The sequence below is a fragment of the Jannaschia halovivens genome, from assembly GCF_046452375.1.
Taxonomy (GTDB): domain Bacteria; phylum Pseudomonadota; class Alphaproteobacteria; order Rhodobacterales; family Rhodobacteraceae; genus Jannaschia; species Jannaschia halovivens.
In genome coordinates this window covers 171,856-187,931 of record NZ_JBKFDJ010000001.1, presented here as the reverse complement: position 1 = coordinate 187,931, position 16,076 = coordinate 171,856, and the positions used below count along the sequence as shown (strand labels likewise).

Annotated in this window: 19 protein-coding genes; 12 read left to right on the top strand and 7 right to left on the bottom strand. The window is 68.9% G+C overall.

From position 1 onward, the window contains the following. Positions 1-43 precede the first annotated feature (43 nt). Both ACK8OR_RS01000 and ACK8OR_RS00995 read left to right on the top strand, forming a co-directional pair. The gene (locus tag ACK8OR_RS01000) at positions 44-967 is read left to right on the top strand and encodes a mechanosensitive ion channel family protein (RefSeq protein WP_410187614.1); all 924 of its coding nucleotides are present in this window, start codon (positions 44-46) and stop codon (positions 965-967) included. A gap of 63 nt (positions 968-1,030) precedes the next feature. Beyond that, the gene (locus ACK8OR_RS00995; protein ID WP_410187613.1) at positions 1,031-2,191 is read left to right on the top strand and encodes a M20 aminoacylase family protein; all 1,161 of its coding nucleotides are present in this window, start codon (positions 1,031-1,033) and stop codon (positions 2,189-2,191) included. An 8-nt stretch (positions 2,192-2,199) separates the two neighbouring features. On the opposite strand, the gene ACK8OR_RS00990 is transcribed toward ACK8OR_RS00995, so the two are convergent. From ACK8OR_RS00990 to ACK8OR_RS00980, 3 genes are all read right to left on the bottom strand, one after another. Beyond that, a complete protein-coding gene (locus tag ACK8OR_RS00990; RefSeq protein ID WP_410187612.1) occupies positions 2,200-2,649 on the bottom strand; it encodes a hypothetical protein in 450 nt (149 codons plus the stop codon). Between the two features lie 126 nt (positions 2,650-2,775). Then, a complete protein-coding gene (locus tag ACK8OR_RS00985; protein WP_410187611.1) occupies positions 2,776-4,341 on the bottom strand; it encodes an AMP-binding protein in 1,566 nt (521 codons plus the stop codon). Between the two features lie 22 nt (positions 4,342-4,363). Next, complete coding sequence (locus ACK8OR_RS00980; RefSeq protein WP_410187610.1) at positions 4,364-4,861, bottom strand: D-galactarate dehydratase; 498 nt, start codon at positions 4,859-4,861, stop codon at positions 4,364-4,366. Between the two features lie 112 nt (positions 4,862-4,973). Between ACK8OR_RS00980 and moaA the strand changes: the two genes are divergently transcribed. From moaA to ACK8OR_RS00965, 3 genes are read left to right on the top strand one after another with little or no spacing between them, the layout of a single operon-like run. Further along, on the top strand, positions 4,974-5,987 hold the full coding sequence (moaA, locus tag ACK8OR_RS00975; RefSeq protein ID WP_410187609.1) for a GTP 3',8-cyclase MoaA: 1,014 nt from the start codon (positions 4,974-4,976) through the stop codon (positions 5,985-5,987). Further along, on the top strand, positions 5,980-6,600 hold the full coding sequence (locus ACK8OR_RS00970) for a ferredoxin (protein ID WP_410187608.1): 621 nt from the start codon (positions 5,980-5,982) through the stop codon (positions 6,598-6,600). The genes moaA and ACK8OR_RS00970 overlap by 8 nt, the downstream gene beginning before the upstream one ends. Further along, positions 6,594-7,031: a SixA phosphatase family protein gene (locus tag ACK8OR_RS00965; RefSeq protein WP_410187607.1), complete on the top strand. Its 438-nt coding sequence runs from the start codon at positions 6,594-6,596 to the stop codon at positions 7,029-7,031. The genes ACK8OR_RS00970 and ACK8OR_RS00965 overlap by 7 nt, the downstream gene beginning before the upstream one ends. Positions 7,032-7,040: 9 nt before the next feature. On the opposite strand, the gene ACK8OR_RS00960 is transcribed toward ACK8OR_RS00965, so the two are convergent. Beyond that, positions 7,041-7,502, bottom strand: a complete 462-nt coding sequence (locus tag ACK8OR_RS00960; RefSeq protein WP_410187606.1) for an Lrp/AsnC family transcriptional regulator — start codon at positions 7,500-7,502, stop codon at positions 7,041-7,043. A 140-nt stretch (positions 7,503-7,642) separates the two neighbouring features. Between ACK8OR_RS00960 and cysG the strand changes: the two genes are divergently transcribed. The 6 genes from cysG (at position 7,643) to ACK8OR_RS00930 (ending at position 13,043) form a co-directional block, all read left to right on the top strand. Further along, complete coding sequence (gene cysG / locus ACK8OR_RS00955) at positions 7,643-9,019, top strand: siroheme synthase CysG (RefSeq protein WP_410187605.1); 1,377 nt, start codon at positions 7,643-7,645, stop codon at positions 9,017-9,019. Continuing rightward, positions 9,016-9,318: a DUF2849 domain-containing protein gene (locus ACK8OR_RS00950; protein ID WP_410187604.1), complete on the top strand. Its 303-nt coding sequence runs from the start codon at positions 9,016-9,018 to the stop codon at positions 9,316-9,318. Before cysG ends, ACK8OR_RS00950 begins: the two co-directional genes overlap by 4 nt. Next, positions 9,318-10,967 (top strand): nitrite/sulfite reductase, encoded by a 1,650-nt coding sequence (locus tag ACK8OR_RS00945; protein ID WP_410187603.1) that lies wholly within the window; start codon positions 9,318-9,320, stop codon positions 10,965-10,967. Before ACK8OR_RS00950 ends, ACK8OR_RS00945 begins: the two co-directional genes overlap by 1 nt. After that, positions 10,957-11,688, top strand: a complete 732-nt coding sequence (locus tag ACK8OR_RS00940) for a phosphoadenylyl-sulfate reductase (RefSeq protein WP_410187602.1) — start codon at positions 10,957-10,959, stop codon at positions 11,686-11,688. The genes ACK8OR_RS00945 and ACK8OR_RS00940 overlap by 11 nt, the downstream gene beginning before the upstream one ends. Positions 11,689-11,692: 4 nt before the next feature. Next, positions 11,693-12,115, top strand: a complete 423-nt coding sequence (locus ACK8OR_RS00935) for a DUF934 domain-containing protein (RefSeq protein WP_410187601.1) — start codon at positions 11,693-11,695, stop codon at positions 12,113-12,115. 64 nt (positions 12,116-12,179) lie between these two features. Then, a complete protein-coding gene (locus ACK8OR_RS00930) occupies positions 12,180-13,043 on the top strand; it encodes a ferredoxin--NADP reductase (RefSeq protein WP_410187600.1) in 864 nt (287 codons plus the stop codon). 87 nt (positions 13,044-13,130) lie between these two features. On the opposite strand, the gene ACK8OR_RS00925 is transcribed toward ACK8OR_RS00930, so the two are convergent. After that, positions 13,131-13,919: a hypothetical protein gene (locus tag ACK8OR_RS00925; RefSeq protein WP_410187599.1), complete on the bottom strand. Its 789-nt coding sequence runs from the start codon at positions 13,917-13,919 to the stop codon at positions 13,131-13,133. A 169-nt stretch (positions 13,920-14,088) separates the two neighbouring features. Between ACK8OR_RS00925 and infC the strand changes: the two genes are divergently transcribed. Continuing rightward, complete coding sequence (gene infC / locus ACK8OR_RS00920; protein WP_410189849.1) at positions 14,089-14,634, top strand: translation initiation factor IF-3; 546 nt, start codon at positions 14,089-14,091, stop codon at positions 14,632-14,634. A gap of 66 nt (positions 14,635-14,700) precedes the next feature. Here the strand turns inward: infC and ACK8OR_RS00915 are convergent, their stop codons facing one another. Both ACK8OR_RS00915 and ACK8OR_RS00910 read right to left on the bottom strand, forming a co-directional pair. Continuing rightward, on the bottom strand, positions 14,701-15,225 hold the full coding sequence (locus ACK8OR_RS00915; protein WP_410187598.1) for a sugar O-acetyltransferase: 525 nt from the start codon (positions 15,223-15,225) through the stop codon (positions 14,701-14,703). A gap of 14 nt (positions 15,226-15,239) precedes the next feature. Next, on the bottom strand, positions 15,240-16,034 hold the full coding sequence (locus tag ACK8OR_RS00910; RefSeq protein WP_410187597.1) for an FAD binding domain-containing protein: 795 nt from the start codon (positions 16,032-16,034) through the stop codon (positions 15,240-15,242). Positions 16,035-16,076 lie beyond the last annotated feature (42 nt).

Below are 16,076 nucleotides of genomic sequence, written 5' to 3'. Positions count from 1 at the left end.
GACCCGCCGGGTCGTTTGCCCTCTGCACAACGCCGGAGACCCCATGGAACAGGACGACACCAAGACCGGGGGTGACACGCTCACCGGCGCCGACCCCATCGACGCGGACCCGCAGCTTATCCTCGAAAAGCTGGACGGCTGGCTCGACGGGTTCTTCCGCCTGATCCCTAACCTCGTCGTCGCCCTCGCCGTCCTCGCGCTCTTCATCGGTCTGGGCCTCGCCGTCGCATGGGGCATTCGTCGCAGCGGCCAGTCGCGCAACCGCGCCGATCTGGGTGCGGTCACCGGCAGCCTCGCGAAATGGGCGATCTGGATCGCGGGCGCGATGCTGGCGCTGACCATCGTCACGCCGTCCCTGAAACCCGGCGACCTGATCGCGGGGCTTGGCATCGGGTCGGTCGCGATCGGCTTTGCGTTCAAGGACATCCTCCAGAACATGCTGGCGGGCCTCCTGATCCTGATCCGCCAGCCCTTCGAGGTCGGTGACCAGATCGTCGCGGGCGACTACGAGGGCACGGTCGAGCATATCGAAACCCGCGCCACCCTGATCCGCACCTTCGACGGCAAGCGCGTCGTGATCCCGAATTCGGACGTCTACACCAACGCCGTCACGGTCAACACGGCCTTCCCCACCCGCAGGTCGGAATACGATTTCGGCATCCACTACGACGCCGACACCAAGCTTGCTATGCGCGTCGCGGTCGAGGCGGCGAACGGTGTCGACGGCGTCGAATCCGACCCGGCCCCCGAGGCGCTGTCGGTCAATCTCGGCGACTTCGCCAAGGTGGTCCGCCTGCGCTGGTGGACCAAATCGACCCAGTCCGACACGGTGCATGTCCGCTCGGCGGTGATGCTCGCCGTCGAGGACATCTTCGCCGAGAACGGCATCGACATCCCCTTCCCCACGCAAACGCTGCATATGGACGGCGCGCTCGAGACCCCGAAGGCGCGCGAAGCGGCAGAGTGACCCCTTGCGGCCCTCGCGGATCGGGTGTGTGCTCGGGCCAACCCCTCACACCGGAGACCCGACATGCCCGTCAAGAACCGCTTCGCCGAACTGCTGCCCGAGATCACCGAATGGCGGCGCGACCTGCACGAGAACCCCGAGATCCTGTTCGACACGCATCGCACGTCGAAGGTGGTTGCAGACAAACTGCGGGAATTCGGTTGCGACGAGGTGGTCGAGGGGATCGGCCGGACGGGCGTCGTCGGCGTCATCCGGGGCAAGACCGATGGCGGCAAGGTCATCGGCCTGCGCGCCGATATGGACGCCCTGCCTATCCACGAGCAGACTGGCGTGGCCTATGCCTCCAAGACCGACGGCGCAATGCATGCCTGCGGCCATGACGGGCATACCGCGATGCTGCTGGGCGCGGCGAAATACCTATCCGAGACACGCAATTTCGACGGATCGGTCGTCGTGATCTTCCAACCCGCCGAGGAAGGTGGCGGCGGCGGTCGCGAGATGTGCGAGGACGGCATGATGGACCGCTGGAACATCCAGGAGGTCTACGGGATGCACAACTGGCCCGGCAAACCCGTGGGCAGCTTCTCGATCCGGCCCGGCGCGTTTTTCGCGGCCACGGACGTGTTCGACATCCATCTCGAAGGGCGCGGCGGCCACGCGGCCAAGCCGCAGGAGGTCGTGGATACGACGTTGATGGCCGCGCAACTCGTCACCGCGCTCCAGTCGATCGTCAGCCGCAACGCCGATCCGACGAAGAACATCGTCGTCTCGGTCACCTCCTTCGAGACCTCGTCGAAGGCGTTCAACGTTATCCCGCAGCGGGTCCACATCAAGGGCACCGTCCGGACAATGGACGCCGACATGCGCGATCTGGCCGAACGCCGGATGACGGAAATCTCCGAGGGCATTGCCGCGACCTTCGGCGGCACCGTGCGGATGGACTACCAGCGCAACTACCCGGTGATGGCGAACCACGACGAACAGACCGCCTTCGCCGCCGACGTGGCGCGCGCGGTGTCCGGCGATTGCGAGGATGCGCCGTTGGTCATGGGGGGCGAGGATTTCGCCTTCATGCTCGAGGAGCGGCCGGGCGCCTACATCCTCGTCGGGAACGGCGATACGGCCCCCGTCCACCACCCGGAATACGATTTCACCGACGAGGCCATCCCGGCGGGATGTTCGTGGTGGGCCGAGATCGTCGAGCGCCGGATGCCGGCCGCCTGATGCAGCGGTCAGTCCGGGGTGTCGGCGGAAATCGGCTTGGCGACGCCCCGTGACGGCCTGCCGGAGCGGTGACCAAGCGCACCGATGGCGCGCGACAGCGCATCGTCAAGCGCGGCACTCTGCTCCGATCGTGCGACGAATTTGCGATAGACGGGCAGGCGCCCATGAGCCCCCTCGCCTTCGCCGTAGAGGATGACGGTCACGGCCTCGTCAGCCAGAAGCGCCTCGCCCCATTGAACGCCCCGCCCGACCCAGTCCGTATCGATGATCCAGATATCCGCCTCGGGCCGCCGGACCCCACGTCCCAAGGGCTGGAGCGGCACGTCGAGCCGCGCCGCGGCCGCCGAAATCTCGCTTGCGACATCAGGTCGGTCGGTCCAGTAGGCCACGCGCAATGGGCCGTTCACCATGCTCTCGTTTCCGGCCTGCGGCCTGCCGCCGGGTACGTCGATTGCCACGTCGCGAACCTCCTGTACGACGCGTGCCGGACCGCACGCCCCGATCTTACCTGCTCGCGGACAGGCTACGGTATGATCGCGCCTATGTCGCCCGTTTTGTTAACGGAATCTTAACCGATGCTTGCGTCAGGCGTTACGAAGGGCGCGGCGCATGATCTTTCCCGTCGTCGTCATCGGCAACGCGTCGACGAAGCGGACGGCGCGGGGCGCCATATGCGGCGAGAGGCGGGCACGAACGCGATCGACGAGCTCCGCCGTCAGCCCGTCGGTCGCGCCGTCGGCCACGACGAAGGCCGTCACGGCCTCGCCGCGATCGGGGTCGGGCAGGCCGACGACGGCGCACATCACGACCCGCGGATGGCCCGTGATGCAGGTCTCGATCTCGGTCGGACCGATGCGGTAACCCGAGGACGTGATGACGTCGTCGTCGCGCGACATGTAGGTGATGACGCCATCCGCCCCTGCCCGGCCCAGATCGCCGGTCCGCAACCAGCCCTCCCGCCACTTCTCCTCGGTCTGTTCGGGTTTGTTCCAGTAGCGCAGGAAGGTCGCGGGCGAGCCGCGGGTGCAGATTTCGCCCACCTCGCCTTCGGTGACCGGCCCGTCGGCGTCGCGTATCGCGACTTCGACGCCCGGCACGGGGCGGCCCAGCGTGCCGGGCTCGACCGTCTGGGTGCCCGCGCAGGCCGCCATCACGAGGTTGCACTCGGTCTGGCCGTAGATCTCGTTGATCGGCACCCCGAGCGCATCGCGCCCCCACCCGAGGAGGTCCGCGCCCAGCGCCTCGCCGCCCGACATCACAGCGCGGAGCGCCAATCCCTCAGGCGCCGCACTCCGCCGCAGCATCTTGAGTGCCGTCGGCGGCAGGAAGGCGCAGGTCACGCGCTCGGCGACCATCAGATCCCACGCCTCGCCCGACTCGAACTTGGCGAAGCGCTTGGCTACCAGCGGCACACCGAACCAGAGCGCGGGCATCGCGAGGTCCATCAGCCCGCCGATCCACGCCCAGTCGGCGGGCGTCCAGGCGACGTCGTCCGGCTGGGGAAATCCCTCGAATGCCGTCTCGACGCAGGGCAGATGGCCGTAAAGGAAGCGATGCGCGTGGAGCACGCCCTTCGGCGTCCCGGTCGTGCCCGAGGTGTAGATCATCATCGCCGGATCGTCGGCGGCGGTCTCCACACGCGGCACGGGCGTCCCCAGCATCGCATCCCAGTCATCGACATCGACGCGATGCGCGAGGTCCGGCAGGTCGAGGGCGTCCAGCCGCGCGAGCCCCGCTGCGTCGCCGATGACCGCGACTGCCCCGGAATCGCGCAGCCGGTAGTCCAGCGCCTCCGCCCCGAAGAGGGCGAAGAGCGGCAGGGACACCGCCCCGAGCTTCATCGCCGCAAGATGCGCCACGATCACCTCGGCCCGCTGCGGCATCAGGATCGCGACGCGGTCGCCCGCCCGCACGCCCGCCGCCGCGAGCCCCCCCGCCAAGCGGTCCGACATGTCGCGGAGCCGGGCGTAGGTCCAGACGTCCCGCCCGTCCGACAGGTCGATGATCGCCACCCGATCCGGCTGGGTGTCGGCCCAGGCATCGCAGATGCCCTCGGCGATATTGAAACGGTCGGGGATGTCCCAGCGAAAGGCTGCGCGCATGGCGTCCCAGTCCGCAAGCGCTGGGATGGTGCGGCGGCCGGGGGTCATGGGAGCGCCCGCCCCGCCTTGGTCACGTGGAGGCCAGCGTCACCGGGTGCAGCCCGGTCAGCGGCAGGCCCAGCGCGCGGAGCGCCGGAAGCGAGATCTGCGCGCCGCCATCCGACCCGAGCGGGCGCAGGGTCACCGCGATCGCATCGCCGTCGCCGGTGCGCACGGTTCCGGGGGTATCGCCGCTCACGAGATCGGATTTGACCCAGAGCCCCGGATCGGCCGGATCCCCCAGCGCCACGGTCACGGTCCCGAGCTCGCCCCCGGACGGCGCGGCGGCGGCCTCGGCGCGGGCCGCGGCCTTCTGTTCTTCGGACACCGTGTCGAGCGCGGCCGCCGACGCCGTCACCGCACGGGGCGGGGCCACCACCGTGTCCGGCGCGGCCGCGCTGCCTGCGGGCAAGGGCGCGGGCGCTTCGGCCGGCGCGCTTCCCGTCGAGGTCGAGGCGCCGCGGTTCAGGAACGGGATCTGCGCACAGCCCGCAAGTATCAGGGCCAGAAGGGGAATCATGCGGATCATCTTGTGCGCCTTCTCGTCAGGGTTGCGTGGCGGCCATCCTAGACGATGCACCCCTGCTGTCAGCCCCTCGTCTCGGCTTGTGCGCCCCGTCGGCGGGGCATACCTTCACGCCATGTCCGCACCGCTGATCGACCCCTTCGCCCGAACCATCGACTACCTCCGGGTGTCGGTCACCGATCGCTGCGACTTCCGCTGCACCTACTGCATGTCGGAGCACATGACCTTCCTGCCTAAGAAGGACCTCCTGACCCTCGAGGAGCTGGAGCGCCTCTGCACGGCCTTCGTCCGCATGGGCGTGCGCAAGCTGCGCATCACCGGCGGCGAGCCCCTGGTGCGCCGCAACATCATGTCCTTCTTCGAAGGCATGTCCCAGCATCTGGGCCACGGCCTCGACGAACTGACGCTGACGACCAACGGATCGCAGCTCGAACGCTCCGCCGCCGATCTCGCCGCCGTGGGCGTGCGCCGGGTCAACGTCTCGCTTGATACGCTCGATGCGGACCGGTTCCGCGCGATCACGCGATGGGGCGACCTTGCCAAGGTCCGTCGCGGCATTGCCGCGGCCCAAGCCGCGGGGCTGCGAGTCAAGATCAACGCCGTGGCGCTGAAGGGCGTGAACGACGGCGAGCTCTTCGACCTGGTTGCCTGGGCCGCCGCCGAGGACCTGGACCTGACCTTCATCGAGGTCATGCCGATGGGCGACATGGGCGACGGCACCGACGGGACGCTGCGCCTCGACCAGTACTGGCCGCTGGCCGATCTGCGCGCGCGGCTGGCCGAACGGTTCACGCTGACCGAATCCGCCCATCGGACCGGCGGTCCGGCGCGGTATTTCACGCTTGACGAGACGGGCCAGCGGTTGGGCTTCATCACGCCCCTGACGCATAATTTCTGCGAAAGCTGCAACCGGGTGCGGCTGACCTGCACGGGCCAGCTGTTCATGTGTCTCGGGCAGGAGGACATGGCCGACCTGCGCGCGCCGCTTCGCGCCGGGATCGAGGACGCGCCCGTCGAAGCCGCGATCCGGGCGGCCATCGCGCGCAAGCCCAAGGGTCACGATTTCGACTATTCGCGCCAACGGGTCGCGGGCCAGATGTCGCGCCACATGAGCCATACCGGTGGCTGAGGCCGACGCCTGGGACGCGCTGCCCGATCGGGCCGCCGTGCTGGGATTGGACCTGCTGGGCGGAATGTCCGAAGGCGAGGGCACCCTCCTTCTCTTCGGACCCGACACCGCACGCTTCTGGCCGATCCTCCAAGCCTCGCGGGAAGCCGACATGCCGGACCCGGTCGATCGCTGGTCCACCCGAGTACTCACGGCGATGGCGCGCGATCTGGGCGGCACGGCGCTGTTTCCCTTCGGCACGCCGCGCCAGCCCTTCATGACCTGGGCCACGGGCACAGAGGCGTGCCATGTTTCGCCCGTCGGCCTGCTCGTGCACCGTAGCCAAGGCCTCAATGTCAGCTTTCGCGGCGCGATCCGGGTGGCGCGCCGGATCGCCCTTCCCGCGCCCGGCCCGTCGCCCTGCGCGGGATGCCCAGCGCCCTGCACCACGGCCTGTCCCGTCGGTGCCCTGACATCAGACGGCTATGACCTCCCGACATGCCACACCTGGCTCGACGATCCGCGCAACGACTGCATGGCGCGCGGCTGTGCCGTCCGCCGCGCCTGCCCGGCCTCGCCGCCCCGGCCGGACGCACAGGCCGCGCACCACATGGCGGCCTTTCACCCATGCTGATCCTGTTGCGCCACGCCCAGGCCGGCGGCGGACGCCCCGACCGCACGCGGCACCTGACCGAGAAGGGCACGGCCGATGCCCGCCGGATCGGGGACTGGCTGCGCGCCGAGGGTCACCTGCCTGCGCGGATCCTCTGCTCGCCCGCGACGCGCACGCGCGAAACGCTCGACGCCCTCGACCTGACCGCCGAGACGGCCTTTCCCGACGACCTCTACAATGCGCCGACGCGCGTGCTGCTCGACCATGCGCGCGACGCCACCGCACCGCTCCTGATCGTCGCCCACAATCCGGGGATCGCCGAAGCCGCCGCCGAGCTGGCCGCACCGCCGCCCGATCATCCAGCGTTCGGACACTACCCGCCGGGCGCGTGCTGCGTGATCGGCGACGATGGCGCCGTGCTGGCCTTCGTCACCCCGAAGGACCTCGCCTGACGGCTTGCCTCAGACGGGCAGCGCTGTCTCGGCCTTCAGCTCCTCCATCGACAGAAGCGCCGTGACGTTGAACACCCGGACCTCCGAAATCAGCGCCTGGTAGAACGTGTCGTAGGCGCGCGCGTTCTCGACCCGCACCTTCAGGATGTAGTCAATCTCGCCCGCCAGCCGGTGCGCCTCCTGCACCTCGGGGCGGGCGCGCAGCGCATCGAGGAAGCGCGCTTGCCACTCCGCTTCGTGCTCGGAGGTGCGGATCAGCACGAAGAAACACGCCTCCAGTCCCAAGGCGTCCGGATCGACGATCACCGTGCTTGGGCCGATCACGCCCGCCTCGCGCATCTTGCGAATCCGGTTCCATACGGGCGTCTTCGACGACCCCACCTCGCGGGCGATCGCATCGAGCGACTCGCCCGCGTCCGCCTGCAACCGCCGGAGAATCTTCCGATCCAACTCATCCAATCGGGCCGCCATTCGCAAAATCTCCGCTGTCTGGAACGATCCCCTATCTCATACGCAACCCTGATGACAACGTTCTTGTCATTGCCGCCCACCTGCCAATTCGAGGAACATCGTTCTACATTTGGGTCAGACGAAACACAGGTCCCGGCCCCATGCAGCACTTCCCCGTCTTCCTTGCCCTCGCTGGTCGCCGCGTTCTCGTCGCGGGCGGCGGGGATGCCGCCATCGCCAAGCTGCGCCTGCTTCTGAAGACCGAGGCACATATCACCGTGCTGGCCGAGGATCCCGCCCCCGAGATCACAAACTGGGCCACCGAGGGGCGCCTCACCCTGATCCGCCGCGCGCAGGAGCCGGGCGACGCGCTCTGCTGCGTTGTGGCCTATGCCGCGCATGAGGATGCCGCCCGCGACGCCGAGACCCTGCGGCTCGCCACCGCCGACGGCGCGCTGGTCAACGTGGTCGACGACCTCCAGAACTCGCAATTCATCACGCCCGCCATCGTCGACCGCGACCCGGTCGTCGTCGCCATCGGAACCGAGGGCGCGGCCCCCGTGCTCGCCCGCAAGATCAAGGCCGATATCGAGGCCCGCCTGCCCGCCGCCACCGGCCTTCTGGCGCGGATCGCAAAGACGTTCCGCGCGACCGCCGACGCGCTCCCAATGGGGGCCGTGCGCCGCCGCTTCTGGGCCGAATACTATGACGAAGCCGGTCTCCGGGCCGCGGATCGGGGCGAGACCGCGATCCGCGAGACGCTCGACACGCTCCTCGATCGGCACCTATCCGAAGATGATCGCCCCGGCCATGTCGACCTCGTGGGTGCCGGTCCGGGCGATCCCGAACTGCTGACGATCAAGGCCCGTCGGGCCCTCGACCGCGCCGACGTCGTGATCCACGACCGGCTCGTCGCGCCCGAGATCCTCGAACTCGCGCGGCGCGAGGCCATCATCCTCGATGTCGGCAAGGAGGGTTTCGGACCTTCGACCGAACAGGACGCCATCAACGAGCTGATGGTCACGCATGCCAGCGGCGGCGCGCATGTCGTGCGGCTGAAATCCGGCGATCCGACCGTCTTCGGCCGCCTCGACGAGGAGATCGAGGCCCTCGACCACGCGGGCGTCGCCTGGACCATCGTGCCCGGCATCACCGCCGCCTCCGCCGCCGTCGCCTCCATCGGGCAGAGCCTGACGAAGCGCGGGCGGAACGGCTCGGTGCGGATGCTGACGGGACACGACATGCAGGGCTTCGCCGATCAGGACTGGGCGGCGCTGGCCCGCCCCGGCGCGGTCGCGGGCATCTACATGGGAAAGCGTGCCGCGCGCTGGATGCAGGGCCGGCTGATGATGCACGGCGCAGCGCCTGCGACCCCCGTCACCATCGTCGAGAACGCGTCCCGCCCCGAGCAGCGGACCATCCCCGCGACCCTCGCCACCCTGCCCGACGCGCTGGCCGACGTGACCGGCCCCGCCCTCCTTCTCCACGGCCTCGCCCCCCGCGCAGCCGCCGCAACCCTTCAGGAGATCGCGCTATGAGCCGCCGCCCCTTCACCCCCAAGGTCGTCACCGCGAACCGTCTCTTGGAAGGCGACGTGGTCTATCTCTCTGCTACCGACACCTGGGTCACGGCCCTCTCGGACGCCGAGGCGCTGACCGACGAGGCGGTGGCCGAGGCCCGCCTCCTCGATGCGCTGGCCGAGCCGCATATCGTCGGTGCCTATCTCGCCGAGGTGACGCAGACCGAAGACGGCCCGGCCCCCGTCCATTTCCGCGAGGTGTTTCGCGCCAGCGGCCCGACGAACTACGCCCACGGCAAAGCCCACGAGGCATCCTGATGTACCAGTATGACGAATTCGACCGCACCTTCCTCGCCGAACGGAACGCCCAGTTCCGCGCCCAGGTCGAGCGCCGCATCGACGGCAGCCTGACCGAGGACGAGTTCAAGCCGCTGCGCCTGATGAACGGCGTCTATCTCCAGCTTCATGCCTACATGCTGCGTGTGGCGATCCCCTACGGCACGCTGTCGAGCGCGCAGATGCGGATCCTGGCCGAGCTGGCGGAGCGGTGGGACAAGGGCTACGGCCATTTCACCACGCGCCAGAACATCCAGTACAACTGGCCCGAGCTGCGCGACATTCCCGACATGCTCGACCGGCTTGGCGAAGTCGGGATGCATGCCATCCAGACCTCCGGCAACACCATCCGCAACGTGACGGCCGACCATTTCGCGGGTGCTCATGCCGACGAGGTGGCCGATCCGCGCCCAGTGGCCGAGCTTCTGCGCCAATGGTCCACCGACCATCCCGAGTTCCAGTTCCTGCCGCGCAAGTTCAAGATCGCCGTGACCGGCAGCCCCATGGACCGCGCCGTCACCCGCGCCCACGATATCGGCCTGCAACTGGTCGAGCGCGACGGCGAGATCGGCGTCCGCGTCCTGATCGGCGGCGGGCTGGGCCGGACGCCGATGGTCGGCAAGGTGCTGACCGACTGGCTGCCGCTGGCGGACCTGTTGCCCTATTGCGAGGCGATCGTGTCGGTCTACAACCGGCTGGGCCGCCGCGACAACAAGTACAAGGCGCGCATCAAGATCACCGTCCACGAGACGGGCCTGGACGAGATACGGGCGATGATCGAGGACCGCTTCGCCGAGATCCGGCCGCTCTTCGACGACAGCGCCATGGCCGCGCTGGCGCGGATCGAGGCGCAATTCGCGCCGCCCGCCTTCCGGGCGAACACGGCCGTCCCCGCCCTCGACCCCGTCCTCCGCTCCTGGATCGATACCAACACCGAGGCGCATCGACGCGACGACCACGCCGTCGTCACGATCTCGCTGAAGGCCCATGGGGCGACGCCCGGCGATGCCACGGCCGAGCAGATGCGCCTGATGGCGGACCTGGCCGAGACCCATGCCTATGGCGAACTCCGGATCAGCCACGAGCAGAACGTCATCCTGCCCCACGTGCCGCGCGATGCCCTGCCCGCGATCCATGCCGCGCTGCGCGGTGCGGGGCTCGGTACGGCGAATATCGGGCTGGCCTCCGACATCATCGCCTGCCCTGGTATGGATTACTGCGCGCTGGCGACGGCCCGCTCGATCCCCGTCGCGCAGGCTATCGCGACCCGGATCGACGCGCTGAAGATCGAGCACGACGTCGGCCATCTGAAGATCAAGATCTCGGGCTGCATCAATGCCTGCGGGCATCACCACGTGGGCCATATCGGCATCCTCGGGCTGGACCGCGCAGGCGTCGAGAACTACCAGATCACGCTGGGCGGCGATCAGGGTCCCGAGGCGGCCATCGGCCAGCGCACCGGCCCCGGCTTCGCCTACCACCAGATCGTACCCGCGATCGAGCGCCTGATCTTGGCCTATCTGGACCTGCGGGACGGGCCCGACGAGATCTTCCTCGAAACCTACAAGCGGCTCGGCGCCGCACCCTTCAAAGCCGCGCTCTATCCCAAGGAGGCCCTCGATGCCGCTTGATGCCCATGCCCTGATCGCCGCCCATGCAGCGGCGCTGAATGCCGAACTGGCCGACGCGCCCGCCGAGGCCATCCTCGCCCGCGCGCTCGGGACGGGTGAGATCGCCATGGTTTCGTCTTTCGGCGCGGAATCGGTCGTCCTCCTGCACCTGCTGTCGCGCGTCGATCCCGACCGGCCCGTGCTGTTCCTGGAGACGGGAATGCTCTTCGCAGAAACGCTCGCCTACCAGACCGAGGTGGCCGAGACCCTCGGCCTCACCGATATCCGCATCATCCGCCCCGATCCGGCGGACACGTTCGCGCATGACCCCGACGGGCTTCTCCACCAGTCGGACACCGACACCTGCTGCGCCATCCGCAAGGTCAAGCCGCTGGAGCTGGCGTTGCAGTCCTTCGACGGATGGATCACCGGACTGAAGCGTCATCATGGCGGCGACCGGGCGCGCCTCGCCGTGGTCGAGGCCGATGGCGCCGCGCTCAAGTTCAACCCGCTGGCCGCGTGGTCGCGCGAGGATATCGCCGCGCATATGGACGCCCATGCCCTGCCCCGCCATCCGCTGGTCGCCAAGGGCTTCGCCTCCATCGGCTGCGCGCCCTGCACCGAGAGCGTGCTTCCGGGCGAGGATGCGCGCGCAGGACGCTGGCGCGGGACCGAGAAAACCGAATGCGGCATCCACCTGGACGGCGCGCGCATCTGGCCCGCGCGCCCGAGCAAGGACTGACCCCATGCCCATCGTGACCGATACCGGCTTCGCCGCCGACGACCTGAACGCCCATTTCGCGCCCTCGGACGCGCTGCCCGCGAACGGGCCGCTGGTGGTGGACATCGCCCCCGATGCCGACCTTGCGCCGGTTCTCGACCGGCTGGCCGAGGTCGTGACGATCCGCGTGGCCTTCCCCAGCTTCGCCGACGGGCGCGGCTTCACCATCGCGCGGCAGTTGCGGCGCGCGGGCTTCGCCGGCCGGCTGCGCGCGGCGGGCCACGTGCTTGCCGACCAATATGCCATGGCGCGGCGCGCGGGCTTCGACGAGGTCGAGATCGACGACGCCCTCGCCGCCCGTCAGCCTGAGGCGCAATGGCTGGCCCGCGCCGATTGGCGCGCCCATGACTATCAGGCCCGGCTGGGCCGCGCGCGCGACGTCGCCTGACCTTTCCCTGACCCAGATCAACGACTAGACCCCGGAGGGGCGCCAGACCGGCGTCCGACAGCCCATGACCGAGCAGAGCCCCGTGACACAGCAGCCCGCCACCCCGGTGAACGCCACCGCGCAGCCCGTCCTGCCCGACGCCCAGACGGTCACCGCCGTCAACCACTGGACCGACCGGCTGTTCAGCTTTCGGGTGACGCGGCCCGCTTCGCTTCGGTTCCGCTCGGGCGAGTTCGTGATGATCGGCCTGATGGGCGATCCGCATCCCGAGACCGGCAAGCAGAAACCGCTCCTGCGTGCCTATTCCATCGCCTCGCCCAGCTGGGACGACGAGCTGGAGTTCTACTCGATCAAGGTGCAGGACGGCCCGCTGACCTCGAAGCTCCAGCACATCCGGCCGGGCGATCAGATCATCCTGCGGCCCAAACCCGTGGGCACGCTCGTCCACGACGCGCTCCTGCCGGGCAAGCGGCTGTGGTTCTTCGCCACGGGCACCGGCTTCGCGCCCTTCGCCTCGCTTCTGCGCGACCCCGAGACCTACGAGCGTTTCGAGGAAGTCATCGTCACCCATACCGTGCGCGACGTGGCCGAGCTGGAATACGGCCGCCGCCTGATCGAAGAGGTGCGGAGCGACGAGATGCTGGCCGAGCTGATCGGAGCCGAGAACATCGCCAAGCTGCGCTACTACCCGACGACCACCCGCGAGACGTCGCCCAAGATGGGCCGGATCACCGAGCTTCTGCGCTCGGGCGAAGTGCTCCGCGATCTCGGCATCGACGCGATCACGCCCGAGACGGACCGCGCGATGGTCTGCGGCTCGATGGGTCTGAATACCGATCTGAAGGAGATCCTCGAAGGCTTCGGCCTCGAGGAAGGCGCGAATTCCGAGCCGAAGCATTACGTCGTCGAAAAGGCGTTCGTCGGCTGACGCCGCGGCGCGCCACGTCCCGTCGGACATGAAAAAGGGGCCGCGCCCAAACCGGGCGCGGCCCCTTCTCGTGTCAGGTGGGTGCGATCACTCGCCCAGGAGGCGGGTGCGCAGCTGAAGGACGACGGCGTCGACCATGTCGGGGTTGTTCTCGGCCTGCTCGACTGCCGTGCGGAGCGTGGTCTTCACCACCGGGTCGAGATCGGATTCGTCGACAACGACCAGGATCTGCTCGCCATCGAAATTCTCGGCGGTCAGCAGCGTGTTCAGGTCGGCGTCACCACCTTCCAGAGGCACGGTCGTCGTCGTGACCTCGACACCGTCGGTGGCTTCGGCGGCGGCGTCATCGGTGATGGCGACGGTCGATTCGGTGACGTCGGCGGCGGCCTCCTCGGCGGCGTTCTCCACGGCTTCCGCGGCGTTCTCGACCGCTTCGCCGGTGGCGGCGGCAGCGTCGCCTGCGGCTTCGACCGTCGCGTCGGCGGCGTTCTCGACCGCCTCATCGGCGTCTTCGGCCAGCGCGGCGGCACCTTCGGCCGCGTCGCCCGCGGCTTCGGCGGTCGCGTCGGCAGCGTTCTCGACCGCTTCGCCAGCATCCTCGGCCAGCGCGGCGGCGCCCTCGGCGGCCTCTTCCGCGGCGGCTTCGGTTTCGGCAGCGGCCTCTTCGACGGCGGCTTCGGTCTCTGCGGCGGCCTCCTCGGCAGCGGCTTCGACCTCTTCGGTCGTCTCGACCGCTTCGGCTTCGGCCTCGACGACGGCGCCTTCGACGTCGCTCTCGACGGCGGCCACTTCGCCGTCATCCATGCGGTCGATCACGATCCAGGCCAGGATGGCGACGACCACGACGGCCAGGCCGACGATCAGGTTGCGGGACATGTGCGGTACTCCTCGGTGCGATTCTCGTCCTGGGGTTGCATGGCGCAACGCTCCTACACCCTCAATCCGAAAGCGCACCTTCAGGTTCCACGCTATTCTCGCGCCTTGAAGCGGCGGCGGAGGACAGCTACCTTGTCGCCCTGTCGTAACATCTGAGAGGACAACGACCATCGCCCGCAGACCCCACAACGCGCCCCCGCAGCGCGACACCGGCCCCCGCGTCAACGACAAGATCCGCGCCGTCGAAATCCGCCTGATCGGCGCCGAGGGCGAAAACGTCGGGGTCGTCAGCCCCGCCCGCGCCCGTGAAATGGCCGAGAATGCCGGTCTGGACCTCGTCGAGATCAGTCCGAACGCCAATCCGCCGGTCTGCAAGATCATGGATTTCGGCAAGTTCAAGTACGAGACCCAGAAGAAGGAAGCCGAGGCCCGCAAGAAGCAGAAGACGATCGAGGTGAAGGAGGTGAAATTCCGCCCCAACACCGACACGCATGACTACGACGTCAAGATGCGCAACGTCTTCAAGTTCCTCGAGAACGGCGACAAGGTGAAGGTCACCCTGCGCTTCCGCGGCCGCGAGATGGCGCACCAGAATCTCGGCCGCGAGCTTCTGGAGCGGGTCGCCGACGACACCAAGGAGATCGGCAAGGTCGAGAACTTCCCCAAGATGGAAGGCCGGCAGATGGTGATGATGATCGGCCCGTCCGCGCGCTGACCTGTCCCACATGATCGCAATCGGGGCGCCTTCGGGCGCCCTATCGCGTCTCGGGCAACCGGTCCCTCAGACGGGGCGCGCCGGGTTGCCCATCACCCGCGCACCCGCCGCGACGTCGCGCGTGACCACGGCACCCGCGCCCACGATCGCGCCCGCGCCGACACGCACCCCCGGCAACAGGATCGCGCCGCCGCCGATCCAGACATCGGCCGCGATCTCGACGGACCAGGCCCGCTCGATGCCCTTCGCCCGTTCCGTAGCGTCACGGTGATGGTCGGCGCAGTAGATCTGCACGCCCGGCCCCAGCATCGTGCGATCACCGATCGCGACGCGCGCACTGTCGAGGATGACGCAGCCCGCGTTCAGGTAGACCCCGCAGCCAAGCTCGATATGGCAACCATAGGAGCAATGGAACGGCGCCTCGATGAAGCAGTCGCGCCCCACGCGGGCAAAGAGCGCGGCCAGTTCGGGCGCCATCGCGCCGCGCGCGTCCGGGGCCATCATGCGATGGGCATGGCAGGCGATGCGGGCCGTCCGCCGCATCGCCTCCAGTTCAGGCGTCAGGGCGGGATACCAATCGCCGTCCCGCATCGCCTCGGGGGTGGTCAGCCCGCGGCCTTCGCTGCGCGGGCCGTCATCACCGTCACGAGATGCGCGCGGTACTCGCCCGAGCCGTGCAGGTCCGAGATCATGCCGCCCGCATCCGGCGCCGCGAGGTCCTTGATTGCGTCGGCCGAGAAGTTCGAGGACAGCGCCCGTTCGGCCTCGGTCCAGCGGAAGACACCGTCCGAGGACGCGCCCGTGACCGCGACGCGCACCCCGTCCGAGAACTTCGCGACGTAGACCGCGACCAGCGGGAAGCGCGAGGCGGGCTGGATGAACTTCTCGTAAGCGGCCTTCTCCGGGACCGGGAACTTCACTTCGGTGACGATCTCGCCGTCTTCCAGCGCGGTCTCGAACATGCCTTGGAAGAAGTCGTCGGCGTCGATCTCGCGCCGGTCCGTGCGGATCGTGGCGTTCGAGGCCAGCGCGCCGGCCGGGTAGCAGGCCGAGGGGTCGTTGTTGGCGAGGCTGCCGCCGATCGTGCCGCGCGCGCGCACCGCCGGGTCGCCGATCCGCCCGGCCAGCGAAGCAAGCGCCGGATAGCTGTCGGCGCAGCCCTTCTGGACCTCGGCATGGGTGGTGGCCGCTCCGATGCAGATGCGTCCGTCATCGTCGGTGCAGATGCCGCGCAGCTCGTCGATCTGCGACAGCGCCACGAGCGTGTCCATCTGCGCCAGACGCGCCTTCATCGTCGGCAGCAGCGTCTGCCCCCCGCCGAGCGCCTGCGCCTCCTCGTCCTTGAGCGCATTCACCGCGTCCTGAAGCGTTGCGGGCTTGGTGAGTTCGAAATTGTACATGTCCGTCTCCGGTAATCTCTTGCGGTGAGGGCGGAGCGAGGG